Source organism: Pseudomonas sp. R1-18 (genome assembly GCF_051132095.1).
In the GTDB taxonomy this organism is placed as follows: Bacteria; Pseudomonadota; Gammaproteobacteria; order Pseudomonadales; family Pseudomonadaceae; genus Aquipseudomonas.
Genome location: NZ_CP071658.1, coordinates 2,223,127 through 2,248,246, shown reverse-complemented (window position 1 = coordinate 2,248,246; position 25,120 = coordinate 2,223,127). Strand labels below are relative to the sequence as shown.

The 25,120-nt window shown below is 61.1% G+C and carries 22 protein-coding genes; 14 read left to right on the top strand and 8 right to left on the bottom strand.

Annotated features, from left to right (window positions below):
• The first annotated feature begins 148 nt into the window (after positions 1-148).
• Both J3P77_RS10450 and J3P77_RS10445 read left to right on the top strand, forming a co-directional pair.
• Complete coding sequence (locus J3P77_RS10450) at positions 149-2,605, top strand: TonB-dependent siderophore receptor (RefSeq protein WP_434681547.1); 2,457 nt, start codon at positions 149-151, stop codon at positions 2,603-2,605.
• Positions 2,606-2,722: 117 nt separating this feature from the next.
• On the top strand, positions 2,723-3,502 hold the full coding sequence (locus J3P77_RS10445) for a nucleotidyltransferase domain-containing protein (RefSeq protein ID WP_434681544.1): 780 nt from the start codon (positions 2,723-2,725) through the stop codon (positions 3,500-3,502).
• Between the two features lie 57 nt (positions 3,503-3,559).
• On the opposite strand, the gene J3P77_RS10440 is transcribed toward J3P77_RS10445, so the two are convergent.
• Entirely contained in the window at positions 3,560-4,336 is a 777-nt protein-coding gene (locus J3P77_RS10440; protein ID WP_434681542.1) for a DeoR/GlpR family DNA-binding transcription regulator, read from the bottom strand.
• Between the two features lie 144 nt (positions 4,337-4,480).
• On the opposite strand from J3P77_RS10440, the gene J3P77_RS10435 reads away from it, so the two are divergent.
• The 3 genes from J3P77_RS10435 (at position 4,481) to pstS (ending at position 7,675) form a co-directional block, all read left to right on the top strand.
• Positions 4,481-4,639 carry a DUF2986 domain-containing protein gene (locus J3P77_RS10435; RefSeq protein ID WP_434681540.1) on the top strand — a complete coding sequence of 53 codons (159 nt, stop codon included), beginning with the start codon at positions 4,481-4,483 and terminating at the stop codon, positions 4,637-4,639.
• Positions 4,640-4,865: 226 nt separating this feature from the next.
• Positions 4,866-6,551 (top strand): Na/Pi cotransporter family protein, encoded by a 1,686-nt coding sequence (locus tag J3P77_RS10430; protein WP_434681538.1) that lies wholly within the window; start codon positions 4,866-4,868, stop codon positions 6,549-6,551.
• Between the two features lie 8 nt (positions 6,552-6,559).
• A complete protein-coding gene (gene pstS, locus J3P77_RS10425) occupies positions 6,560-7,675 on the top strand; it encodes a phosphate ABC transporter substrate-binding protein PstS (RefSeq protein ID WP_434681535.1) in 1,116 nt (371 codons plus the stop codon).
• Positions 7,676-7,684: 9 nt separating this feature from the next.
• Here pstS and J3P77_RS10420 read toward each other — a convergent pair whose 3' ends face one another.
• The 3 genes from J3P77_RS10420 to J3P77_RS10410 form a co-directional block, all read right to left on the bottom strand.
• The gene (locus J3P77_RS10420; RefSeq protein WP_434681533.1) at positions 7,685-9,139 is read right to left on the bottom strand and encodes an aldehyde dehydrogenase family protein; all 1,455 of its coding nucleotides are present in this window, start codon (positions 9,137-9,139) and stop codon (positions 7,685-7,687) included.
• A 144-nt stretch (positions 9,140-9,283) separates the two neighbouring features.
• Positions 9,284-9,961, bottom strand: coding sequence for a type 1 glutamine amidotransferase domain-containing protein (locus J3P77_RS10415; protein WP_434681531.1), 678 nt, complete (start codon positions 9,959-9,961; stop codon positions 9,284-9,286).
• A 24-nt stretch (positions 9,962-9,985) separates the two neighbouring features.
• On the bottom strand, positions 9,986-10,579 hold the full coding sequence (locus J3P77_RS10410) for a TetR/AcrR family transcriptional regulator (RefSeq protein WP_434681529.1): 594 nt from the start codon (positions 10,577-10,579) through the stop codon (positions 9,986-9,988).
• A gap of 188 nt (positions 10,580-10,767) precedes the next feature.
• Between J3P77_RS10410 and J3P77_RS10405 the strand changes: the two genes are divergently transcribed.
• Positions 10,768-11,727 carry a GlxA family transcriptional regulator gene (locus J3P77_RS10405; RefSeq protein WP_434681527.1) on the top strand — a complete coding sequence of 320 codons (960 nt, stop codon included), beginning with the start codon at positions 10,768-10,770 and terminating at the stop codon, positions 11,725-11,727.
• Positions 11,728-11,805: 78 nt separating this feature from the next.
• Complete coding sequence (locus J3P77_RS10400) at positions 11,806-13,371, top strand: hypothetical protein (protein ID WP_434681524.1); 1,566 nt, start codon at positions 11,806-11,808, stop codon at positions 13,369-13,371.
• Between the two features lie 76 nt (positions 13,372-13,447).
• Here the strand turns inward: J3P77_RS10400 and J3P77_RS10395 are convergent, their stop codons facing one another.
• The gene (locus J3P77_RS10395; protein ID WP_434681523.1) at positions 13,448-13,696 is read right to left on the bottom strand and encodes a hypothetical protein; all 249 of its coding nucleotides are present in this window, start codon (positions 13,694-13,696) and stop codon (positions 13,448-13,450) included.
• A gap of 23 nt (positions 13,697-13,719) precedes the next feature.
• Entirely contained in the window at positions 13,720-14,928 is a 1,209-nt protein-coding gene (locus J3P77_RS10390; RefSeq protein WP_434681522.1) for a XylR family transcriptional regulator, read from the bottom strand.
• Positions 14,929-15,098: 170 nt separating this feature from the next.
• Here J3P77_RS10390 and xylA point away from each other — a divergent pair, with 170 nt between their 5' ends.
• From xylA to J3P77_RS10370, 4 genes are all read left to right on the top strand, one after another.
• Positions 15,099-16,415, top strand: coding sequence for a xylose isomerase (gene xylA, locus J3P77_RS10385; RefSeq protein ID WP_434681521.1), 1,317 nt, complete (start codon positions 15,099-15,101; stop codon positions 16,413-16,415).
• A 147-nt stretch (positions 16,416-16,562) separates the two neighbouring features.
• Entirely contained in the window at positions 16,563-17,564 is a 1,002-nt protein-coding gene (gene xylF / locus J3P77_RS10380) for a D-xylose ABC transporter substrate-binding protein (RefSeq protein ID WP_434681520.1), read from the top strand.
• Between the two features lie 149 nt (positions 17,565-17,713).
• A complete protein-coding gene (xylG, locus tag J3P77_RS10375) occupies positions 17,714-19,270 on the top strand; it encodes a D-xylose ABC transporter ATP-binding protein (protein ID WP_434681518.1) in 1,557 nt (518 codons plus the stop codon).
• Complete coding sequence (locus J3P77_RS10370) at positions 19,271-20,407, top strand: sugar ABC transporter permease (RefSeq protein WP_434681517.1); 1,137 nt, start codon at positions 19,271-19,273, stop codon at positions 20,405-20,407.
• Between the two features lie 27 nt (positions 20,408-20,434).
• Here J3P77_RS10370 and J3P77_RS10365 read toward each other — a convergent pair whose 3' ends face one another.
• On the bottom strand, positions 20,435-21,016 hold the full coding sequence (locus J3P77_RS10365; protein WP_434681516.1) for a CGNR zinc finger domain-containing protein: 582 nt from the start codon (positions 21,014-21,016) through the stop codon (positions 20,435-20,437).
• A gap of 98 nt (positions 21,017-21,114) precedes the next feature.
• On the opposite strand from J3P77_RS10365, the gene J3P77_RS10360 reads away from it, so the two are divergent.
• Entirely contained in the window at positions 21,115-22,002 is an 888-nt protein-coding gene (locus J3P77_RS10360; RefSeq protein ID WP_434681515.1) for an alpha/beta fold hydrolase, read from the top strand.
• A gap of 42 nt (positions 22,003-22,044) precedes the next feature.
• Here J3P77_RS10360 and J3P77_RS10355 read toward each other — a convergent pair whose 3' ends face one another.
• Positions 22,045-22,929, bottom strand: coding sequence for a LysR substrate-binding domain-containing protein (locus tag J3P77_RS10355; RefSeq protein WP_434681514.1), 885 nt, complete (start codon positions 22,927-22,929; stop codon positions 22,045-22,047).
• A gap of 166 nt (positions 22,930-23,095) precedes the next feature.
• Here J3P77_RS10355 and J3P77_RS10350 point away from each other — a divergent pair, with 166 nt between their 5' ends.
• Both J3P77_RS10350 and J3P77_RS10345 read left to right on the top strand, forming a co-directional pair.
• The gene (locus J3P77_RS10350) at positions 23,096-24,208 is read left to right on the top strand and encodes a trans-sulfuration enzyme family protein (protein ID WP_434681513.1); all 1,113 of its coding nucleotides are present in this window, start codon (positions 23,096-23,098) and stop codon (positions 24,206-24,208) included.
• A gap of 24 nt (positions 24,209-24,232) precedes the next feature.
• Positions 24,233-25,114, top strand: coding sequence for a transporter substrate-binding domain-containing protein (locus J3P77_RS10345; RefSeq protein WP_434681512.1), 882 nt, complete (start codon positions 24,233-24,235; stop codon positions 25,112-25,114).
• The last annotated feature ends 6 nt before the right edge of the window (positions 25,115-25,120 follow it).

Here is a 25,120-nt window from a genome sequence, read left to right as displayed (position 1 = left end):
TAGCAAATTTCTCAAAAAAACACTGCGGGTTTTCCTCGTTTGTTCGACAGATAGGCAAAACACCCTGCCATTCGAATGGAGCCCGTCATTCATGTCATCCGTCTCGATCCAATCCCGACCGTCCTGTCGAACCACCCTGGCGCTCGCCATGCGCAGTGTCCTGTGCGCGGGCCTTGCCAGCACATCGATTGCAAGCTTCAGCGTTCAGGCCGAACAAACCGAGCTCCGGCGCTACGATCTGCCCGCCGGCCCGCTGGAGGATTCGCTGAATCGCTTTGCCCAGGTTGCCGGCATCACGCTTCCCTTCGACCCGACGCTTGTTCAGGGGAAACAGGCGCCGGCATTGCGAGGCGAGTATGAGGTGCAATCGGGCCTCGACGCCCTGCTGGGGGGCAGCGGCCTCGCGCCATCCCGCAGCGACGCTGGCGGCTGGCAGCTTCATCCGGTCAACCGATCGACAGCCGTGCTGGACCTGGATGCGACGACCATCACCGGCCAGGGCATGGGGCAGGCGACCGAAAACTCCGCCTCTTACCGGCCAGGTCTGGTCAGCGTCGGCTCGAAGACACCCGTCAGCCTGCGACAAACGCCGCAGACGGTTTCGGTACTGACCCAGCAGTTGATCGCGGACCGCCAGTTGACCGACATCAACGAAGCCATGCAGGTGACGCCCGGCATCACCTTGCAGAGCAATACCTACCGCACGTTTGAAATTCTTTCTCGCGGTTTTCCAGTTCAGAACATCCAGCTCGACGGTGCCGCCCCGATGGCACTGGGCACCTCGCTGGGCAGCTTCTACTCGTCGAACGTGTACGACCTTGCCGAATTCGATCACGTTGAGGTGCTGCGTGGTGCTGCCGCGCTGTTCGGTGGTACGGGCGACCCCGGCGGTATCGTCAACATGGTCCGCAAGCGCCCGCTCGACGCTTACCAGCTCAAGCTCACGGCATCGGCCGGCAGCTGGGATAACTATCGCCAGGAGCTGGACGTCACCGGTCCCATTGCGTTTGGCACCCGGCTGCGCGGGCGACTGGTGGTCGCCAACACCGACCGGCAATACTTCACCGATAACCGAAGCACCGAAAAACCGTTCGTGTACGGGGTCATGGAAGCGGATGTGACCGAGAGCACGACGCTGACCGCAGGCTTTCGTTACAACAAAGCCCACGAAAACGGCACGCAGGGTTCGCTGCCCCGCTACCTCGACGGTTCCGACATTGGCCTGCCACGCAGCACCGGCCTGACGCAGAACTGGGCCTATACCGACACCACCGGCCGGGAAATCTTCGCCAAAGTGGACCACTACCTCAACGACGACTGGAAGCTGAACATCTCTTACACCGATATCTGGGATAACGGCTATTTCAAGACCGCCACCACCAACGGTGTGGGGATCAATCCTGCAACAGGCACCGGACTCAGCTGGTTCGGGACCTCGGTGAAGCAGGAAAACCAGCAGCGGATGTGGGACACCAACCTGTCGGGCACTTTCGAGCTGCTTGGTCTGCACCATGATCTGGTGGTGGGCGCCGACTATCAGGAAATCTCCAGCCGCTGGCAAGGTACGACGCGCTACCCAAGCGCCGGCGGCCCGGTCAACGTCTTTGATCCGGGCAGCACGCCGTTTCCCGAGCCGCCAAATGACCGCAATTACAGTCGCGACTACCAACCCAATGACCAGACCCAATACGGTGTCTACGGCAGCGTGCGCCTGCAGCTGGCCGAACCCCTGCATTTGATCCTCGGAGCGCGAGCGCAGCGTTATTCGTTCGAGCAGCTGTACCGGACACGCACCGGCGCGACCTGGACTGCTCAGTCAGCGATCGACATGCGCGAGCCGACCAAATTGACGCCTTACGGTGGGCTGGTCTACGACCTCAACGAAGAGTGGTCGCTGTATGGCAGCTACTCGGAGATCTACAAACCCCAGGTCAGTCTCAAAGATGGCGCCGGGCGTACGCTGGAGCCTCTGGTTGGCACCACCTATGAAACGGGTCTGAAAGGCGAGCTGTTCGACGGCAAGGTCGACACCAGCCTCGCGCTCTACTACACCAAGCGGGAAAATCAGGGCGTCCGCGACCCGAGCTATCCTGTCGACGATTTTGCCTTCGCCGGCAGTTGCTGCTGGATAAGCAGCGGCGAGGTAGTCAGCAAAGGCATCGACATGGCCATTTCCGGCGAGGTACTTCCCGACTGGATGCTGATGGCCGGCTACACCTTCAACATCAACCAGAACAGAAGCTCCAGCAACACCTTCAACACGCAGACGCCCAAACATCTGTTGAAACTGTTCTCGACCTACCGACTGCCCGGTGCGCTGTCGAAATTCAAGATCGGTGGCGGCGCCAACGTGCAGAGCTCGAACTTCTTCCGAGGCACCGTAACTTCAGGCGGCGCGACCAATGCTTACGATTTCAGCCAGCCCGGATACGCTGTCTGGAACGCTCTGGCCGAGTACGAGGTGGATGAGCACTGGACGCTCACCTACAACGCCAACAACCTCTTCGACAAGCATTACTACGCAACCGTGGGCTCTACGTCCGCCACCAACTGGTACGGCGAACCGCGCAACCACATGCTGACGCTACGCGGCACCTTCCGGTAGCGGTGAGGTGCTGCGGTTCCTGAAACAGCCTGTGCCGCCAGGCGCACTGGACAGGGCGTTGCCGGGCAAGTAGCGTGCAGTGCAAATGTATTCAGTCAGAGCAATTTCATGATCGACATGGCCATTCAGGAAGAAATCAGAGGCCGCCTTCGCCGGGCCGAACGGGAGCATGAGGTAAAAGTACTTCTGGCGGTGGAATCAGGCAGTCGCGCCTGGGGTTTCGCTTCCCCCAACAGCGATTACGATGCGCGGTTTATCTACGTGAATCGGCCCGAGTGGTACCTTTCTGTCGGCCTTGAAGAGCAAAGGGACGTCATCGAATATCCCATCGTTGATGACATGGACATCAACGGCTGGGATCTTCGCAAGGCGCTTCGCCTGTTCTGGAAATCCAATCCGGGCTTCGTTGAATGGGTTCAGTCCGACATCGTTTACGAGCACTCGGGAAGTTTTCACGAGCGAGCGAAAGAGTTACTTGCGCAGGTGTATTCGGTCGAAAGCGGGATTTACCACTACCGCAGCATGGCGAAAACCAACTTTCGGGGCTATTTACAGACCCCTCAGGTGCCGTTGAAAAAATACTTTTACGTGCTGCGCCCGTTGTTGTCCGTACGGTGGCTGGAAAGATTCGGGACGCCGGCACCCATAGAGTTCGACAAACTGCGAGACGTTATTGAAAACGACCCGGGGCTCCAGCAGGCCATCGATGACCTGCTGGCGGTAAAACGTGCGTCGCCCGAGATGGGTCTATCGCCGCAGGTCGTCCCGATTCACCGGTTCATCGAGCGTGAGCTGGATCGACTGGAGACCATCAGACCAACACGAAGCGAGCGCGGAGAGGTCGAGCTGTTGCTGTCGGAACTGTTCCGCTCGGTACTGAAAGAAGCCTGGGGTTGAAAGAGGCCTGGGTTTGAAAGGCTTGGGGCTGGAAAAGGCATCGATGCCCGCCATACCTTACCGCGCGCTCACCACACTGGAAATCCGGCCCAGAAACGGGTCCAGGCGCTCACGCGGTGCGTCGTGTTCCACGATGAGGGCCGCGACTTCCTCGCACTCCGCCACCTGATAGTGGGCGACGCTGGACAGCTTTTCATTGGTCACCGCCGCGATTACCTGACCGCTCGCGGCGACTACCGCGCGCTTGAAATCGGCGTCGTCGAGGCCGAATGCGGTCACCCCATTGGCCGGGTCGATGGCGCAGGCGCCAAGAAAGCACAGGTCGAAGTTGAACTGCCGCAGTTCCTGCACAGCCCGCAAGCCGGTGACGCCACCGGTGACCGGATTGAGGCGGCCACCCAACAGGATCACCTCGGCCGATTGCAGCTTCATCAGCTGCACCGCGATCAACGGCGAATTGGTCGTCACGGTCAGTTGCAGTTCAGGGTCGATGGCAGCGGCAATCGCCAGGTTGGTCGACCCGGCGTCGATGAAGACGTGCTGCCCCGCGGTCAGCAGCGCAGCCGCTGCCTGGCCGAGGCGATCCTTGCGTGAAGTATCCTGCAACACCCGTGCCTCGATCGGGCCTTCAGCTTCTCGCATCAGGATAGCGCCGCCATACACCCGCTTGCACAAACCGGCCGCCGCCAGCGCGCTCAGATCGCGGCGTACGGAGTGCTCCGAAACGTTGAACTCGCTCGCAAGGTCTGCTGCTATGACCCTGCCATAGCGGGCCAGGCGTTCTCGAATCAACTGCTGACGTTCGCCGGGAAACACTTCAGAAACTGTTGTCATGCATCAAAACCTGCATAACCGCTCATCATCGAGCGTAACCGAGCGAAATATGCAGGTTATCGACGATGGCGTCAAATTCGCGTGGTCCCTTCGCCCCTGGTTCAAGCTGATATCATCCGATCCTCAAACGCTGGATAGAACGCCATGAATCGTCGCAAAAAGATCAACCAGTTGCTCAAAGCCCATGCCAAAAAAGCCAGTGCCAAGCTGGCACCGCCCAATAAGAAGAAGTACATCAGCAAGGCTGACCGCCTGAAGCTGGCGGCTGAATCCGACGCCGAGGGCAGCGTTGCATCCGAGTGATGTGCCGGAGCGCGGCGGGCATTGCAACCGCGCACGATGTTTTTCCTTCGAATAGCTGACCACCATCGCCGCACCGGCTGTCGCCCAGGCCCATCCAGCAGCCAGGCTGTCACTGAACCGTCACACGTCCCCTCTAGCGTTCAGTCTTCGAACCCTGCGCGCCAACCGGCTTACGCCGGTGGGCGAGATGTGCGCTGGCAATCGCTCCCTCTATCGGAGAAGGGTCTTGGATATCGACATCTTCAAGGAATTGCTGGTGCCCGTCATTGGCGGGCTGGGCATCTTCATGCTTGGGCTGGAGTTCATGTCCGACGGCATCAACAATCTGGCCGCCAACCGCATGCGGGCCTGGCTGGCCAGACTGGCGGGCACGCCCACTAAAGGACTTGCCGCTGGCACCATGATTACCGGGGTTCTGCAGTCGAGCACCGCGATGACCGTCATGGTGGTCGGGCTGGTCAACGCGGGCGTCGTCGGGCTGCGACCGGCGATCAGCGTGATCATGGGAGCCAACATCGGCACCACGCTCGGCAACGGCCTGATTGCCCTGCCCCTGGGACCGCTGGGGCTTATATTCGCCGGGCTGTTCGCGCTGGTCTATGTGTTCAGCAAGAGCGACAAGGTCCGGAATATCGCGCTCACGATCATCGGCTTTTCGCTGATCTTCTACGGCCTCAACCTGCTGACCGGCGGACTCAAGCCGTTACGTAACCTGCCCGAGGTCATGAGCGTGATCTCCAGCCTGCAGGCCGACAGCTTCGGCGGGCTGGCCATCTGCGTGCTGACAGCGGCGGGCATCACGGCGATGATCCACTCGTCCTCGGCAACCATCGGCATAGTCATGGGCCTGGGCGCGGCGGGCGTTCTGGACTGGCAGACTGCCGTGGCTTTTTCGCTGGGCGCCGATCTGGGCACGACTGTTACCTCTTGGCTGGCTTCGCTCAACCTGTCGAAGAACGCCAAGCGAGCGGCTTATGCGCATATCTCGTTCAACGTGATCGGCGTGGCGGTGATGTTCCCGCTCTTCTTCCTGTCGATGGACCTGTTGCAGTGGACCATGGGCCTGTTCGGCATGGATGTAGCCAAGTCAGTCGTGGTCGACGGCAAGGAAACCTTCCCGCTGGTTCCGGTAGCGGTGGGCGTCTACTCCATCGGCTTCAACATCTTCAATACGGCGCTGATGTTCCCCTTCATCGGCGTATTCGACCGCGTTCTGTCACGCGTTGGCGCGAGCCGAAACACCGAAGAAGACTACGCCGTGCCCCGCTATCTGGACCGCGGCGCCCTGAGCGACGTCAACAGCGGCGTGGCTGCGGTGAGCAAGGAACTGGCGCGGTATACCCAGGGCGCGGGCCTGCTGCTTGCCGCTGCTCGTGGCGAGCGCAGCGCGTTGAAGAACGCAGCCGAACATGAGCAGGCACTCGATACCCTCAGTCAGGAAATCCGCGCGTATACCGCGCAGATGTTCAACAACGACCTGAGCTCGCGCCAGACCAACCTGCTCGCCAGCCTGATCGAGGAGCAGGATTTCAACGCCAGCCTGACCGAAACGCTGTCGCAGATCACGCGGCGTATCGAGCGCCAACTGTTTTCCGCGAACGGCCAGGCCATCGTCACAGCGCTCCTGGACATCGTCGAGCCTGTTGTGAAAAACGGCCCACAGGGTATCTACCTTCCGCAGGCTCACGCCGACAAGCTCGCCGAACTACGCGAGCGTTGTCTGCAAAACGAACAGAAGCTGGGCTGGGACGAACGCGGTGCAATTCTGACACTGCTCGGCAGCGCCAAACGCGCGATCACTCTGGTGCAGCGCATCAACGACGAGCGCTTGACCGTTTCGCGAGAGCTGAACCAGGGAAGCTCGGGCGCTGCTGACCATCCGCCTGCGGGCATGCTTGCCAAACCCGTTTGAGGACAGCCATGGACATCTGCCAGGCATCTTCCATCACGCGTCGCCGGTTCATTCAGCTGGCGGGCGCCGGCACGCTGGGTACATGCCTCCTGCCGCAAGCGCTTGCACAGGATGCGTTCGGTCAGGCGCTGTTGCAGGGCGCAGGTTCTACCTTCGTCCTGCCGCTGGTTCGGCAATGGCTCAAGTTGTACCGTGGCGGGCCTGTCGGCACCGAGCTTTCAGCCGGCAGTGCCGGGCTTGATGGTGACCTGCTGGGTGGCGCGGCACTGGACTACGAAGCCGTCGGTTCACAGGCAGGGCTACTGCGCCTGCAAGCCAAGGCGGTCGATTTCGCTTTCAGTGAGCTGCCGTTGTCGGCGCAGGAGCTTGCCCGACATGAGTTGATCCAGATACCGGTGGTGGCAGGCGGCGTTGCCATCGTTACCCATCTTCCAGACGTCAGGGGCGGCTTGCGGCTCGACGGCGTGACGCTGGCCGCGATCTTTCGAGGCCGGATCACGCGCTGGAACGACGCGGCGATTATTTCCCTCAACCCCGATATTGCGTTGCCGGACCAGGTCATCGAACCCGTCCAGCGCATCGAAGGCTCGGGCACCACCTACACCCTGACCCGTTACCTTGCGACGCAGGATGCCGGATGGCTTGAAGCGGTCGGCGTCGACGCCCTGGTGCACTGGCCGGTTGGCAATGCCGCGCGCGGCAGCGCTGGCGTTGCCCAGAAGCTGGCCGCGACGCCGGGCAGCATCGGCTACCTCGACGCCGTGCAAGCCCAGGCCAGCAAACTGCAGGTCGTCCAATTGAAAAACAGCGCCGGGCGCTTCGTCGCGCCCGACGCCGAGTCCATCGCAGCCGCTACCCAAGCCGTGCCGTGGAAGGCCAGTGAACAAACCCAACCGCAGTTCATTAACGCGCCGGGCGAAGCCAGCTACCCGATTGTCGCTACTGTTCTGGCCTTGCTGAACCGGCAACCCCGGTCCAGCGGCGACCGCCGTGCCCGGGCTTTTCTGGCCTGGGCACTGGCCAACGGACAAAACAGCGCAAGGGAACTGGGTTACGTGGCCTTGCCCGCGCTGCTGGCCCAGCAAGTGCGCCAGCAGTTGCTGGCGCCGGTAGGCAATGCTTAGTGCTGCGGGCTACTTCTTGATCAGCACCGTTTTCGGGTTGGTGAACAGCGCGCGTCCCTCGACGCCATGCTCGGTGCCGAGCCCGGACTGTTTGTGGCCACCGAACGGAATATCCACGCCCTGGGTGTGAATCTCGTTGACCCAGACCATGCCGGTTTCCAGACGGTTGGCGACCGCCACGGCAGCCTGAGTGTCTCGCCCCCAGACCGAACCGCCCAGGCCGTACGGGGTGTCGTTGGCCCGCGCGATTACGTCTTCGATGTCGTCATAGACCAGGATCGGCACGATTGGCGCGAACTGCTCCTGCTGGACGATCATCGCGTCTTCCGGTGGATTGTCCACGATTGTCACGGGGATGAAGTAGCCCGGCCGGCTCTCGTCGACGCTGCCGCCAAGCACTACATCCTGGCCGTTGCGCTGAATGTCGTCGAGGAACGTCCGGACCTTGTCGAACTGCATTTTGTTCTGCACCGGGCCGATGGTGACGTCGTGGTCCATGCCATTGCCCATCTTCTGCTGCCTGGCGTAATCGACGAATGCCGAAACGAAGGCCGGATGGTAAGAACGGTGGACGTAAAGGCGCTTGATGCCGACGCACCACTGCCCGGAGTTACCGACCGCGCCCCAGAACAACTTAGGGATAATGGACTGCCAGTCAGCGTCCGGCATCACAATGGCGGCGTCGTTGCCGCCCATCTCCAGCGTCAGGCGCTTCATGGTTGCGGCCGCCGAACGAATGACGTGTTTGCCGGTTTCGGTGGAACCGGTAAAGCTGATCTTGGCGATGTCCGGATGAGCAGTCATCTGCGGGCCCAGCTCGTTGCCGCCAGACACAATGGACAGCACGCCTGGCGGCAGCACGCTCTGCGCGATCTGGCCGAAGCGCAGGGTTGATAACGGCGTAAAGGGCGACGGTTTGATCACCATGGTGTTGCCGGTGATCAAGGCCGGCGCGACCTTCCACAAGGCGAGCAACACCGGGAAATTCCACGGCGTGATCGCGCCGATCACGCCCAGCGGAGTGTGATGCAGCTCGACGATGTGGCTGTCGTTCTCTTCCACGATTTCGACCGGAATGCGTCGCGCGGCGATCTGGCGAATCCATGAGATGGACTGATCGACCTCCGGCTCGGCCCCGGTCTTGAGCGGCTTGCCCTGTTCAAGGGTCAGCAGCTGAGCCAGCTCGTCGCGATGTGCCTGCAGCGCATCGGCATACGCATTCAAGTACGCCTGGCGACGCTCGTAGCCAAGCGCCGACCAGCCCCTGAAGGCGTCCTTGGCGGCGCTGATCGCAGTGTCCAGCTGCTCGGCGGTGGCGGCTGGAGCATGGGCGAAGACCTCTCCCGTGGCAGGGTTGACCACCGGGAACGTGGCCTCGGTTTCTACCAGTTGGCCGGCGATGCTGAGGTAATAAGGGCCATTGAACGGTTGGGCGGAAACATTCTCTTCAAATACGGCAGCCATGACGATTCTCCTTGGTATCTGGCGTTCTCGACGCCATGAAAGTCCGGGCGCGTCGATCCAGCGAACAGACTGTCGATGTCTGTTCGAGAATCGCGCGGCGGTCGGGGGTTATGCGTGTTCGTGTGTGTGCGTGGACGGGGCGGATCAGGACAGGCGATTGACCAGCGCTTTAGCGGCGGCCTCGGAACTGGCAGGGTTCTGTCCGGTAATCAGCAGTCCGTCTTCGATGACGAAGGACTGCCAGTCGGGACCTTTTTCATACCGCCCGCCCAGCGCCTGGAATTCGTCCTCGATCAGGAAAGGCACGACGTCGGTAAGGCCTACGCCCTCTTCTTCCGAGTTGGTGAAGCCGCTGACGCGACGCCCCTTGACCAGCGGCTGGCCGTCGGCGGCCTTGACGTGGCGCAGCACGCCAGGTGCGTGGCAGACGAACGCGGTCGGCTTGCCGGCGCGCTGAAACGCTTCGATCAGGGCGATCGATACGCTTGACTCGGCCAGATCCCACAGCGGTCCATGGCCGCCCGGGTAGAACACCGCGTCAAAATCTTCAGCGCTTACGGTTTCCAGCTTCACAGTGTTTGCCAGCGCCTGCTGGGCGGCGGGGTCGGCCTTGAAGCGCCGGGTCAGTTCGGTCTGGAAATCCGGCTCATCGCTTTTCGGGTCCAGCGGCGGCTGGCCACCTGCCGGCGATGCCAGCACGATCTCGGCACCGGCGTCCTTGAACGTGTAATACGGCGCGGCGAACTCTTCGAGCCAGAAGCCGGTTTTACGACCGGTGTTGCCGAGTTGGTCATGAGAGGTCAATACCATTAATACTTTCATTGCTGTTTCCTCGGGATAAGTGAGTCAGATGTATTCGGGAGTGCCCAGTGCCTGTCGAGTCATCGCCAAGGCTTGATCGAAAGGCAAGGACGTACGGGTGATCTTTGCCATGACGCTTGCGCCCAGCCACAGCGCATACAGTTGTGTTGCCAGCGGTTCGGGCTCTTGCTCCAGTCGCAGGGACCCCTGCGCCTGACCCAGCATCAGCGCGCCGGCCAGACACTGGATGATCTGCGAGGTGCCGCGGTCCAGGGCCTGACGCATTGACTCGGACAGGTCCGCGACCTCCGCGCCCAGCTTTACCGCCAGACATTTACCGGCATCGTTCTGGCCTGACTGGTTGTCGGTCCAGCGCTGCCAGTACGTCAGCAGCTTGCGGCTTTCTGGCTCACTGCCAGCGAAGATCAGCCGCATGTCGGCCAGGTAGCTCTCGAAGTAGTCCTCCAGCAGCGCCTCGCCGAACGCGTCTTTCGACGCAAAGTGGTGATAGAACGAGCCCTTGGGTACTTGCGCGGCCTGGAGCACTTCATTGAGGCCCACCGCGGAAAATCCTTTCTTGCCGACGATCTGCTGAGCGACTGCAAGAATGTGTTGCCTGGCGTTTTTGCGCTCGTTCATGTTTATCGCTCCCTTCGCTGAGTAGACCAGTCGTCTCAGCCGTTGGAGCAGATGTTAGGAGTCGGGGCCTGCGCTCACAATGTCGTATCCGCAAGGATTCCGGACACGCATGACCGGCGACAAACACGTTGCCAGCAACCGGTGCGGCGCAGACAATCGACACCCCACATGTCCCCGGGGAAAGGCCCATGCACAGCGTTGCCCTTGTCGTGTATCCGAATTTCCAGTCGCTGAGCCTCTCCATCGGCTCAGTGTTCGAGTGCGCGAACCTGCTGCGCGGTGAGCCCGCCTACGAATTCCATCTGGTGTCCGAGACCGGCGGCGCGGTGATGTCGTCCCAGGGCTTCTCGGTCAATTCCACAGCGATCCGGCCCGAGGGCTACGACTCGCTGATCGTCAGCGGCTATCTGGAGTTTCAATTGCCGGAAGCCAGCCTCGCCGAGTTCGTAAAGGCTGCGTCCGCCCAGTCGCGACGCGTGGTGTCCTTGTGCATGGGCATCTTCGTGCTGGCCGAAGCCGGTCTGCTGGCGGGCAAACGCGCAACCACGCACTGGCTGCACGCCCCTGCGTTTCGCAAGCGTTACCCGGAGATCCAGCTGGACGAGGACAAACTGTTCGTCGTCGACGGCCAGGTGTGGACCGGCGCCGGCATGAGCGCAGGCGTCGATCTGGCTCTGGCGATGGTCGAGAACGACCTGGGCAGAGACCTCGCCCGTCAGGTGGCGCGCAAGCTGGTCATTCCCCAACGTCGAGGCAGTGAACAGTCGCAGCTCTCCGCCTTGCTGGAACTGGACCCCAAGTCCGATCGCGTGCAGCTGGCGCTGGCTTACGCACGCGAAAACCTGCGCGAGGACCTCTCCGTCGAAGCACTGGCGGCTGTGGCACGGCTCAGCCCACGTCAGTTCAGCCGGGTATTTCGCGAGGAAACCGGGCAGACGCCAGCCAAGGCGATCGAGTCCCTGCGAGTGGAAGCCGCGCGCGCGCTGATGGAAACCAGCCGCCACCCGATTGAAGTGATCGCCAGAGAAACCGGCTTCGGTGACCGGGAACGCCTGCGGCAGGCGTTTTTGCGGGCGTTCGGGCAGGCGCCGCAGGCATTGCAGAGGTTTTTTTCCGAGATGAGGGAGGCAATGCCTGCAGCAAAGTAATACCGGTCACGGCCAACGATCTCTGGTGCAACCCTGTGCGCGCCAATCATTTAACAATGCTCAAGGAACACTTCCGTCATGGATCGACTAGACAACCCACTCGTAGCCGTACGCCGGCGCCACTATGTGATCCGCCACTGGCGTGGTGAGTTGTCGCTGGTGAAGGCTTTCTGGGTCAATGAGATCCTTTTGACCTTGGTGTGCCTGGGCCTGCTGCTTCCTCTTTACTGGCTGATGCTACGCCATCCGCCAAGCCCGATGACCACAATAATCGCGGTGATCCTGATACTTGCAGGACTGCTGATGCTTAGCGTCTGGCAAGTCGTCGGTGTAACGCGTTCGGCAAATCGGCACAAGCAGCGCGGTGGCAAGCAGCACTGGGTAACGGCATTACGGCTGTTATTGACCGTTGGCGTGTCCTACTCGGTTTACGTGGCCACGGTCGACCTTTATCCAGCAATCAAGGCAGGGATTCAGTTCGCGTTGAACCCGCAAGCCCTGCCGGCCCTTCAAATAACGCTGCTTGCTCCCGACCAACTGGAAGTGTCGGGCGGCCTGTCCTCCGCGAGCCTGAAAGATTTTGAACAGGCGCTCACCAAACACCCAGGTGTCAAAACCATCCAACTTGACAGTGACGGTGGAACGCTCATCGTCGCCATGGCCATGGCCCGCCTGATACAGGAGAAGAATCTTGACACCTACACCAATGCAGAGTGCCTGAGCGCCTGTTCGCTGGTATTTGGCGCTGGCAAGGATCGTTGGCTGGGCGAACGGGGCCGCTTGGGTTATCACGGTGCGTTCCTCTACGGGTCCGATACCGCTCCACAGGTGTTAGTCGACAGTTATCGTCGTTCTCTGCTGGATCAGGGCGTGACTCGCGATTTCATCGACAGGGTCATGAACACCGGTTCTGCCGACATGTGGTTCCCCACCCCGGACGAGCTCACACGTGAGCGCATTGTCACAGCCACAGCGCCAGCGGGACGCTTTATCGATGCTCGGCTGATAAAACTCAGAAAAGAGGGACAGCTGGATGCTTATCTGCAGGAGATGATGCTGTTTCGTGTTTTATCTCAAGCCGACCCCGAGTTCTATCAGGGCGAACTTGCCGCCGCATCGCAGGCCCTCGCGACGGTAGAGACGTTTGCCCGGTTTGACGTGATGGCGCGTAAGCGAGGACGGATTCTGACCCATATGTTCACGCAGGACGCTCCCGCAACAGCGCTGGTGCAACTCTGGCGGTCGAACCTGGATATGGTGCTTGCCATTCAGAAAAGCGACGCGAAGCTCTGCGCTTCATTCATTGCCGGCCAGTCTTTGTCAGGGAGCACGATAGCGCGAACAGTGCCGTCAGAGACGGCCCGCCGGGTTCTGGATGGTTGGAGCGGCCTGATCAGCGCAGCGCTCCAAGCTCAGGACACGCCGCCTCCCGGACCGTTAGCGGAAGCCGATCTGGACGAGATTTTGCGCCGTGTCGCGGAGCGCTGGCCCGAGGCACGCGCATATTTACGGCAGCCATCCAGATATCTTGATGAGCCTGACACCGTTTGCCAGATCTACACGGAGTTTTATAGTCAGCTGCTTGCTCTGCCTGCGGATCGCGCCGGGAACGTGCTGCGCATAACCGCGTCAGCGGAGCTTTAGCTGGTATTTGAGTAGATCGGGCGGCGCGACTCTCAGGAGCGCCGCGCGGGGCAGTCCGACCAGCAGCGCCAGCCACTCACTCCTCGGCGATCACGCCGGTCATCGCAGTGAAACGGCTCTGCTTGTTTTTGAGTTTGTCGAGGACTTCATCAGGCGTGGACTCGCGGAACACCACCATGTGCCCGACTTCGTCGCCGCCTTCGGTGACGCGCTCGATGTCGTTGATCATCCAGGTCTTCAGTTCTTCAACCGTGATGCCCAGCTGGGCTGCCACTTGCTGGTGGAAGCGTTCCCCGTCGTATTGATTGAATTGATCATTGTTCATCAGGTTGCCTCCTTCGGCGCTTGTCAGGGTAAGGCCGCAACCCCGTCTGACAGTTCACTCGCGTTGGCGTGCCGGTACTCACGCGGCGTGCAACCGAACTCACGGCGAAACACGGTGTGCAGATACTGCGCCGATTTGAAGCCGCAGCTGCGGGCGGTGTCAGCAATCGTCGAGTCGGCGTTTTTCAGCCCCCTGGCCGCGGCGGCGAGTTTGAAGCGCAGGATTTCGTCGTGCACGCTGCAGCCGCGCACCTGACGAAAGTGCGATTCCAGTGACGAGCGCGACACGCCGACATAGGCCGCCACTTGTGCGGTCTTGATGCCCTGGCAGGCGTACTGGCGGATGAACAGCAGCGCCTGCATCACATATGGGTCACCCAGTGGCTGATGCAGGCTGGACACCTGCACGTTGATCGCGTCGGGAGGAACCAGAAACTGCATGCCGGTGGACGGCATGCCATGCAGCATCTGATGAAGCAGCCGGGCGGCGGTACGGCCCATGGTTTCGGTCCCCTGAACCACCGAGCTCAGTGGCACGCGGGTCAGGCTGCGCGTCAGCGGGTCGTTGTCGATGCCGATCAGCGCCACCTGCTCCGGCACGGCGATTCCGGCGGTCAGGCACGCCTGCAGCAGTTGCCGGGCGCGGGCGTCGCTGACCGCGATGATGCCGATCGGCTTGGGCAGGCTCTCCAGCCAGGCGATCTGCTGCTCGACGGCGCTGTCCCACAGCGGCGCGCTGGTGCCCATGCCGCGATACACCTCAACGTGCAGGCCGTCGCGCTGCATCAGGTGGCGAAAGGCTTTTTCCCGTTCCTGCGCCCAGCGATTGGCTTGTGCTTCAGGCAGGCTGAAGCAGGCAAATCGCGTCAACCCGGCCTCGATCAGATGCTCGTACGCCAGCGTCATGAGCGCCTGATTGTCGGTGGCAACGTAGGGAATTCCTTTGGGATAGGCGCGTTCGTCCTGATAGGAGCCGCCCACCGCCACTACCGGCAACCTGATTCCTGACAGTGCTTCGCCAATCAGCGGATCGTCGAAGTCGGCAATGATCCCGTCACCCTGCCAGCGCTCGATTCCGTTCAGACGGCAGAGAAAGTCCTCCTCAAGGAACAGGTCCCAGGACGCGCGGGTGCTGCTGAGGTAATTGCCAATGCCGCTGATGATGCCGCGGTCGTAGATCTTGCTGCCGTTGAACAACAGCGCAATGCGGTGAACGGGCGGTACGGTTTTCATTATTTTTATCCTGGCCGGTCAGCACCTGGGTGTCGGCAGAGCCTAGGCGCACCCACGTGGCTTTTCAATACTCAAAATCGCACTCTTTGTTGGTGAGTTTCGTAATCGGCGGACGCGGGGCCGTTGCTAGTATCGAGACACCGCCAAGAACAACAAAAGGACATTGCCACATGCCGTACTTCCCCGATGTCGACAGGGTTCGCTATGAAGGTCCCGCCAGCGATTCGCCCCTCGCTTTCCGCCACTATGACGCCGACCGGATCATCCTCGGCAAACCCATGCGCGAACACCTGCGCATGGCCGCCTGTTACTGGCATACCTTTGTCTGGCCGGGCTCCGATGTGTTCGGCGCAGCGACCTTCAAGCGCCCATGGCAGCGCACCGGCGACCCGCTGGAGCTGGCTATCGGCAAGGCCGAGGCCGCTTTCGAGTTCTTCACCAAGCTGGGTATCGACTACTACTGCTTTCACGACACCGATGTGGCCCCGGAAGGCAGCTCGCTGAAGGAATACCGCAATCACTTCGCACAGATGGTCGACCATCTGGAGCGTCATCAGGAGCAGAGCGGCGTCAAGCTGCTCTGGGGCACCGCCAATTGCTTCAGCAACCCGCGCTTTGCCGCAGGCGCCGCCAGCAACCCCGACCCCGAAGTGTTCGCCTGCGCGGCGGCTCAAGTGTTCAGTGCCCTCAACGCCACGCAACGCCTCAAAGGCTCCAACTATGTGTTATGGGGTGGCCGCGAGGGCTACGAAACCCTGCTCAATACCGATCTGAAGCGCGAACGCGAACAACTCGGTCGCTTCATGCGCATGGTCGTGGAGCACAAACACAAGATCGGCTTCAAGGGCGACCTGCTGATCGAACCCAAGCCGCAGGAGCCGACCAAGCACCAGTACGATTACGACACCGCCACCGTCTTCGGTTTTTTGCAGCAGTTCGGCCTGGAACACGAGATCAAGGTCAACATCGAGGCCAACCACGCGACGCTGGCCGGCCACAGCTTCCATCACGAAATCGCCACGGCGGCCTCGCTGGGGATTTTCGGCAGTATCGATGCCAACCGCGGCGATCCGCAGAACGGCTGGGACACCGACCAGTTCCCCAACAGCGTCGAAGAGATGACGTTGGCGATCTACGAAATTCTCAAGGCGGGTGGCTTCGCTAACGGCGGCTTCAACTTTGACTCCAAGGTCCGCCGTCAGAGCCTGGACGAGATCGATCTGTTCCACGGTCATGTCGCGGCGATGGACGTCCTGGCGTTGTCTCTGGAACGCGCGGCCGCCATGGTGCAGGACGACCGGCTGCAGCAGTTCAAGGATCAGCGCTACGCCGGTTGGCAACAGCCGCTGGGCCAGAGCGTGCTGGCCGGCGAATTCAGCCTCCAGTCGCTGGCCGAACATGCGTTCGCCAACGAGCTCAACCCCCAGCCCGTAAGTGGCAGACAGGAAATGCTGGAAAACGTCGTCAACCGGTTCATCTACACCTGACGGCCAGCCTGCCCCGCGCCATCGCGGGGCGGTTACATTCTCGCGACAAATCTGTCCGCGCAGCGTGTAGGAATTTTCTACAGTTCTATCGGCGCGATGCACATCGTCACGCAGTGTCTTCCAAAAACAATAAAAGGACGCATTACCATGAACACGTTCAAACGCACGCTTCTTGCCAGCGCCCTGGCGCTGCTGTCGATCCCGGCCATGGCCGACGCGACCAACCCCAAGATCGGCTTCTCCATCGATGACCTGCGCCTGGAGCGATGGTCACGGGATCGGGACTACTTCGTGGCAGCGGCGGAAAAGCTCAACGCCAAGGTCTTCGTTCAATCGGCCGACGCCAATGAGCAGAAGCAGATCTCCCAGATCGAAAACCTCATCTCACGTGGTGTCGACGTCATCGTGATCGTGCCGTTCAACGCCACCGTACTGACCAATGCCGTTGCCGAAGCCAAGAAGGCCGGGATCAAGGTGGTGTCCTACGACCGGCTGATCCTCAACGCCGATGTCGACGCCTACATCTCATTCGATAACGAAAAGGTCGGCGAAATGCAGGCCAGTGGCGTGTTGAATGCAGCGCCCAAAGGCAGTTACTTCCTGCTGGGCGGCGCGCCGACCGACAACAACGCCAAGATCCTGCGTGAAGGCCAGATGAAAGTACTGCAACCAGCCATCGACAGGGGCGACATCAAGGTGGTCGGCCAGCAGTGGGTCAAGGAATGGAACCCCACCGAAGCGTTGAGCATCGTCGAGAACGCGCTGACCCGGAATAACAACAAGATCGACGGGATCGTGGCGTCCAACGATGCCACCGCAGGCGGTGCGATCCAGGCACTGGCGGCGCAGAAGCTGGCCGGCAAGGTGCCGATTTCCGGGCAAGACGCCGACCTGGCAGCGGTCAAGCGGGTAATCGATGGCACCCAGACCATGACTGTCTACAAGCCGCTCAAACTGATCGCTTCCGAGGCGGCCAAGCTGTCGGTGCAGCTGGCGCGCAACGAGAAACCGACCTACAGCTCGCAGTACGACAACGGCAGCAAGAAAGTCGACACCATTCTGCTGACCCCGACGCCGTTGACCCGCGACAACATCGACCTGCTCGAAAAGGACGGGTTCTACACCAAGGCACAGCTGGCCGGGAAATGACCTGCGCGTGAGCCTTGGAGCGGGGCCGGTTTGCTCGCGATGGCGCCAGGTCAGTCGGGATGACTGTGGATGGGCTGCCGCCTTCGCGAACAGATTCGCTCCTGCATGAGCCATGACTGTCCACGCCTGTTTATCAGTGAGCCCTCGCAATGTCCGACTACTTGCTGCAAATGAACGGCATCGTCAAAACCTTCGGCGGTGTCAAAGCGCTCAACGGCATCGACATCAAGGTCCGGCCAGGTGAATGCGTCGGATTGTGCGGTGAGAACGGCGCCGGTAAGTCCACGCTGATGAAAGTGCTGTCGGCCGTCTACCCGCATGGAACCTGGGACGGGGAAATCCTCTGGGACGGCCAGCCGCTCAGGGCGCAGTCGATCCGCGAAACCGAAGCCGCCGGCATTGTCATCATTCACCAGGAGCTGACCCTGGTTCCCGATCTGTCGGTCACTGAGAACATTTTCATGGGCCATGAACTGACGCTGCCCGGCGGGCGCATGAATTACCCGGCCATGACCCGCCGCGCCGAAGCCCTGATGCGTGAGCTGAAAGTACCTGACATGAACGTTTCGCTGCCGGTGTCGCAGTACGGCGGCGGCTACCAGCAGTTGGTGGAGATCGCCAAGGCGCTGAATAAACAGGCGCGCCTGCTGATCCTCGACGAGCCGTCGTCGGCCCTGACCCGCTCGGAAATCGAGGTGCTGCTGGATATCATCCGCGACCTCAAGGCCAAGGGCGTCGCCTGCGTCTACATCTCGCACAAGCTCGATGAAGTGGCTGCGGTGTGCGACACCATTTCGGTCATTCGCGACGGCAAACACATCGCCACGACCGCCATGGCGGAAATGAACATCCCGAGGATCATCACCCAGATGGTCGGGCGGGAAATGAGCAACCTGTACCCCACCGAGCCACACGACGTGGGCGAAGTGATTTTCGAAGCGCGTCATGTCACCTGCTATGACGTCGACAGCCCCAGACGCAAGCGGGTCGACGACATTTCGTTCGTGCTCAGGCGCGGTGAAATCCTCGGCATCGCGGGGCTGGTCGGCGCCGGGCGTACCGAACTGGTTTCAGCGCTGTTCGGCGCCTACCCCGGTCGCCACGAAGGAGAAGTCTGGCTGAACGGTCAGCAGATCGACACCAGCACGCCTCTCAAATCGATCCGCGCCGGCCTGTGCATGGTGCCGGAGGATCGCAAGCGCCAGGGCATCATCCCGGATCTGGGCGTCGGCCAGAACATCACCCTGGCCGTGCTGGACAACTACTCGAAACTGACGCGCATCGACGCCGAAGCCGAGCTGACCTGCGTCGACCAGGAAATCGCGCGCATGCACCTCAAGACGGCGAGCCCGTTTTTGCCGATCACCAGCCTGTCCGGCGGCAACCAGCAGAAAGCGGTGCTGGCGAAGATGCTGTTGACCCGGCCCAAGGTGCTGATTCTGGACGAGCCGACCCGAGGCGTGGATGTCGGCGCCAAGTACGAAATCTACAAGTTGATGGGCGCGCTGGCGGCCGAAGGCGTGTCGATCATCATGGTGTCCTCGGAGCTTGCCGAAGTGCTCGGCGTTTCCGACCGGGTTCTGGTGATCGGCGAGGGGCGGCTGCGCGGCGACTTCATCAACCATGAACTGACCCAGGAACAGGTGCTCGCCGCTGCTATCAGCCAGACCGCTGACCAAAACAATAATGATCGGAAGTCCGCGTAGATGAATCAGGTCAAACAACTTTTCACCCGCTACAAAATGCTCGCACTGGTGATCGCCGTGGCGATTATCTGGCTGTTTTTCAGCTGGCAGACCGACGGCGGGTTTCTGACCCCGCGCAACCTTTCCAACCTGCTGCGGCAGATGTCCATCACCGGAATTCTGGCCTGCGGCATGGTGCTGGTGATCATCAGTGGCGAGATTGATCTTTCGGTCGGCTCATTACTGGGCCTGCTGGGAGGCATGGCGGCGATACTTGACGTTATTTATCACGTTCCGCTACTGGCGAACCTGAGCCTGGTTGCTCTTTGCGGTCTGATGATCGGCCTTGCCAATGGCTACATGACGGCTTACCTGCGCATCCCGTCGTTCATCGTGGGACTGGGCGGCATGCTGGCGTTTCGCGGGGTGTTGCTGGGGATCACCGACGGCACGACCATCGCGCCGGTGTCGCCGGAGCTGGTCTACTTTGGCCAGGGCTATCTGCCGCATACGGTCGGCACGGGCCTTGGCATCGTGCTCTTCGCACTGACCCTGTTTCTGACCTGGAAGCAACGTCGCAACCGCGCGTTCCACGGCCTGGCGGCGCATTCGCTGGTGCGTGACGTGCTACGCGTGGTGCTGATCGGCGCGGTACTGGCCGGCTTCGTCTACACCCTCAACAGCTACGACGGCATCCCGGTGCCGGTGCTGCTGTTGCTGGTGCTGCTGGGCGTGTTCAGCTACGTCACCAGCCAGACCGTGTTCGGACGCCGCGTCTACTCGGTCGGCAGCAACATGGAGGCCACGCGGCTGTCGGGCATCAACGTGCAGGCGGTCAAGCTATGGATCTTCGGCATCATGGGCGTGATGTGTGCGCTCGCGGGCGTGGTCAATACTGCGCGCCTGGCGGCAGGTTCGCCGTCGGCCGGGAGCATGGGGGAACTCGACGCCATCGCCGCCTGCTTCATTGGCGGCACCTCCATGCGCGGCGGCTCCGGCACGGTATACGGTGCCCTTCTCGGTGCGCTGGTCATCACCAGCCTGGACAACGGCATGTCCATGCTCGACGTGGACAGCTACTGGCAGATGATCGTCAAGGGCAGCATCCTGGTGCTCGCGGTGTGGGTGGACGTGAGTACGCGGACCGGGCGGCGATAACGAAGCGCGACCTGAACTCCTGCGGCGCTACTGCGGTTTATTTCTGGAACGGAATGCCGCGACTTTCATGCGGTTGCCGCACGTTGCCATGCTGCACCAGCGTCGGCGGTGGGATTTGGTCAGGTCATGGAAGAGCAAGACGCAGTCATGGGCTTCGCACTGGCGGACGAATTCGAACTTCTCATGGGTAATCAGGCTGGCCAGAGATTCCGCTACCGGCGCAAGCAGACTAGCCGGGCTTGTGTCGCGAGGGCTGCTGACCATGCGAAACGCCCGCGCGCCCTCCTCCCACTCCAGAGCCCGGAGCGGCCGGCCTGCTTCCAGCACATGGTTGATCACACTGAGTTCGGCTGCGACACCGGACATTGCCGCGGTTATCACCTCCCTTGAGCTGTCACGTAACTGGCGGGCAAGCGCCAGCAGTCCTTGCGGGGCCGCGCCTTCAAATGTTCGGGGCAGCAATCCCGCCGCTTCCAACCAGCTCAGGACGGTTTCGTCGTCGGTGAAACAGTCGTGGCGCTGATCGCCGGTTCCGTATTCGCTGTTGATGAAATCCAGAGCCGGGTTGTCGGCCAGAAAGAGAACGTCCGAGCTGACAGGGGTGGTCATGTTCGTCATCGTGGGTAACCAATAAAAGATGTTTGACAGGTTACCGGAATGCCTCGTAACCTTCAAACACACATTTTAGCGGTTACAGGGGGTTTACCATGAGCTCGTCCACATCGGCCTCGGCCAGTCAGATCCATTACCGGTATGAACAGGTGGGCAACGTAAAGGTTTTCTACCGCGAGGCCGGAAGCCCGGGCGCGCCGGTAGTGTTGCTCCTGCACGGCTTCGCGGCCTCTTCGTTCATGTTCCGCGATGTGATCCCTGCGCTCGCTGACCGCTACCATGTCATCGCGCCGGATCTGCCGGCGTTCGGCTTCACCGAAGCTCCGGCCCGGCAGGACTACGCCTACACCTTCAGCCAGCTTGCGCAGACCATCGGCCAGTTCGCAGACCAGCTCAAACTCGATAAATATGCGCTGATGGTGCATGACTACGGCGCACCTGTCGGATGGCGCCTGGCCGTTGCCCATCCGTCACGGGTGACGGTGATCATTTCGCAAAACGGCAATGCCTATGAAGAAGGACTGGGCGATGGCTGGGCGCCGATCCAGAGGTATTGGCGCGAGCCCACTGAACAGAATCGTCAGGCGCTGCATGATTTCCCGACGCCTGCGTCGATCAAATGGCAATACCTTGAGGGGGTTGCCGATGCGAGTCTGGTATCACCCGACGGCTACACGCTGGAAGGGCTGCAGATTTCCAGGCCTGGAAACGCCGATATCCAGCTTGATCTGGTTCTGGACTACGCGAGCAACGTGGCAATGTACCCGGAATTTCAGGCCTTTTTCCGCGCTTGTCAGCCGCCGCTTCTGGCGGTCTGGGGGAAAAACGATCCGTTCTTTCTGCCCGCCGGAGCACAAGCCTGGAAGCGCGACATCGCCAAGGCGGACATTCGCTTCTACGACACCGGCCACTTCGCGCTCGAAACCCACGGCAAGGAAATCATTCCTGTCATCCGTGAGTTCCTCGACGAAAACCTCCGGTGACGGGAGGCCCGCTGTGATCCCGGGCTCTGACCCTGTCCCGTTTCAGGGCTGATTCAGGTGCTCGTCGGCCAGCTCGACCAGCCTCTTTGCCGGGCCGGACAGCGGCGCGGTGGCGTTGTGCAGGACCAGCGTGTTGAAGTGGACTTCCTGCTCTAGGTTGATTAGGACCAGGTTGGGCCACTCGAAGGCTTCCAGCGCAATGGGATCGACAATGCCTATGCCTGCGCCCGCCGATATCAATGAGGCGATGGTTAGCGTGTAGGGAGTCTCGATCGTGACATTCAGGGTCTTGCCCACCTCGGCCAGCCGGGTGTTCAGGGCTCGCTGCGCGGTATCGGTGGTGGACAGCCCGAGGTACGGAAAGTCCGCCATGCGTTCGACGGATACCGTCTCGAATTCCGCGAGCGGATGCCCCGCCGGTACTGCCAGCATGGCCCGGCGTCGGGCGACCGAGCGTGCCACCAGACCGTGGGTGTCGATTTCGTCCGCGGCAAATCCGATGTCGCAGCGGCCGCTCGCCACCTGCTCGCGCACTTCGACCGACGACATGATCTCGAAACGGACCGTCAGGTCCGGCATCTGTTGGCGTAGCGCACTCAGTATTTTTGGCATGGGTCCGTACGCCATCGCAGGCAGACAGGCGACACTCACCAGCCCGCTGCGCCCTTCCCTCAGGCTGCGGGCCTTCTTTTCAAGCTGATCCAGCCCCGAATACAGACGCTCAACATCCACGAACAAAGCCTTGGCCTCAGGCGTAGGACGCAGCCTGGACGACTCGCGCTCAAACAGCCGCAGCCTGAGGCGGGTTTCCAGTTGCCCCACCAGTCGGCTGACCATCGGCTGCGAGGTGTGCATCATCTCGGCCGCGCGAGTGGTGCTGCCGGTCAACATGACGGCGCGAAACGCTTCTATCTGACGAGGGTTCAAAATCTATGCCGATCTGTTATGGAGGTAAGTCAGATTAGCATTGGATGTTATAGACCGGAACGCCCAAGGTGGGAGACTTTACCTGCCAATGCGAACCTGCCCCGTGAAACCGGAACCCCTGAAACCACCGCAAACGTCTGCCATCAAGACTGGATCCAAGCCGGCGATGCCTGAATTCGAGGCGCTGACCGTGCCCGTCCACAGAGCCACCACGGTGGTGTACCGGTCAGCCCACGAGTTTCTGAACCGGTCACAGCGTTTGCTGGAGGGGTTCAGCTATGGCCTGTATGGAAATCCTACGATCAAGACGCTGGAATGGCGCGTCAGCGAGATCGAAGGCGGCACCCACACCATGCTCGTACCTTCGGGGCTGGCGGCGATCACCCTGCCCCTGCTTTCCTGCCTTCGATGCGGTGATCACGTACTGATTGCCGACTGCGTCTACGGCCCCACCAAAGAGTTCTGCAAAGGCGTGCTGTCGCGCTTCGGCATCACGCACTCCGTCTTCCCTTCGGATGCGGGCAGCATCGAGCCCTGGCTGAATGACCAGACCCGCCTGGTGTTGCTGGAATCGCCAGGCTCTTATTCGATGGAGATTCAGGACATCTCGGTCATCGCCGCTCAGGCCCGCACGCACGGCGCGCTTGTGATGATGGACAATACCTGGGGTTTTGGCCGGACCAACCTGTTCGAACACGGCATCGATATCGTGGCCACGGCGTTGTCCAAGTACGCGTCCGGCCATTCCGACGTGTGCCTGGGCGCCTGCACCGTCTCAGGCCCCGAACTTTTCGACCGCTTGCGCACGTCCATGATCCTGCTCGGGATCGGCGTGTCCTCGGACGACGCCTATCTCGTCCTGCGAGGCCTGCAAACCCTGGACGTTCGCCTCAATCACCACGCCAGGCACGGATACGACGTTGCCAAATGGCTTACGACTCATCCCGCCGTGGACGCGGTGTTCTACCCGGCGCTGGAAACCGACAGCCAGCACGCCCGCTACAAACGATTTTTCACCGGCTCCAATGGGGTGATCAGCCTGGTGCTCAAGGAGCGGGATCTGACACGCATCGAAGGTTTCGTCGACGCCCTGCGCGTGTTCAGGATCGGCGCCAGTTGGGGTGGCACGCAGAGCCTGATCGCCCTGACCGACATGGCCGATGCGCGCACCGCCGGACGCTGGCCGCAGGCGCCTTGGATCATACGTCTGCATATCGGGCTGGAACCACTGGCAACCTTGATAAAAGATCTGGAGAATGCGTTCGATTTGCTTCTTTGAGAAGCTGATAACGAAGGGGCATCGATGATCAGGGCAGCTCTCCTCCTGGCTTTACTACCTAGCGTCGCATTTGCAGAATCGGGAGCGATCCTGGAGAAAATCCGCGCGACCGGGCAGATCACCGTCGGCGTGCGCGAAGCCTCGGCGCCTTTCAATTTCATCGACGATCACGGTCAGAATGCGGGCTTTGGCTGGGAGATATCGCAAAGGATCGTGGCGCAGATCAAGGACACGCTGCAGCTGCCCGCTCTGGAGGTGAAGACCTTCATTCTCAATCCGCAGACCCGCGTAGCGCTGATTGCCAATCGCACTGTTGACCTGGAATGCAGCTCCACCACCAATAATGAGCAGCGCCAGCACCAGGTCGCGTTTTCGGACAGCTATTTTATCGTCGGCACCCGACTGCTCACTCGCAAGGACTCAGGCATCAATGACTTCGATGACCTGAGGGGCAAAAGAGTCGTGGTTGAAGCCGGAACGACTTCGGAGCGCCTGCTCCGGCAGCTCAATTCAGCGGAAAAGATGAACATCGACATCCTGCTCTCCAAGGATACAGCCGCCAATTTCATGACCGTGGAGACCGGTCGGGCCACTGCGTCCATGGGTGACGACATCATGTTTCATGGAAACATCGCCACGGCCAGCGACCCTTCTGCCTGGAAGGTCACGGGCGTGCCTCGAACCTACGAGGCGTATGGCTGCATGATGGGCAAAGGCGACCCTGAGTTCAAAGCCATCGCCGACAAGGTGATTGCGGGTATGCAGACCTCGGGGGAAATGCGCGTCTTGTATGACAAATACTTCAACAGCCCGATCAATGTGCGCGGCGGGATAAATCTGGCCCTGCCACTGTCGCGCGAAAACACCGAGCTGTATCGCGCACCCAGCGACAAGCCGCTGCAATGAACGCGG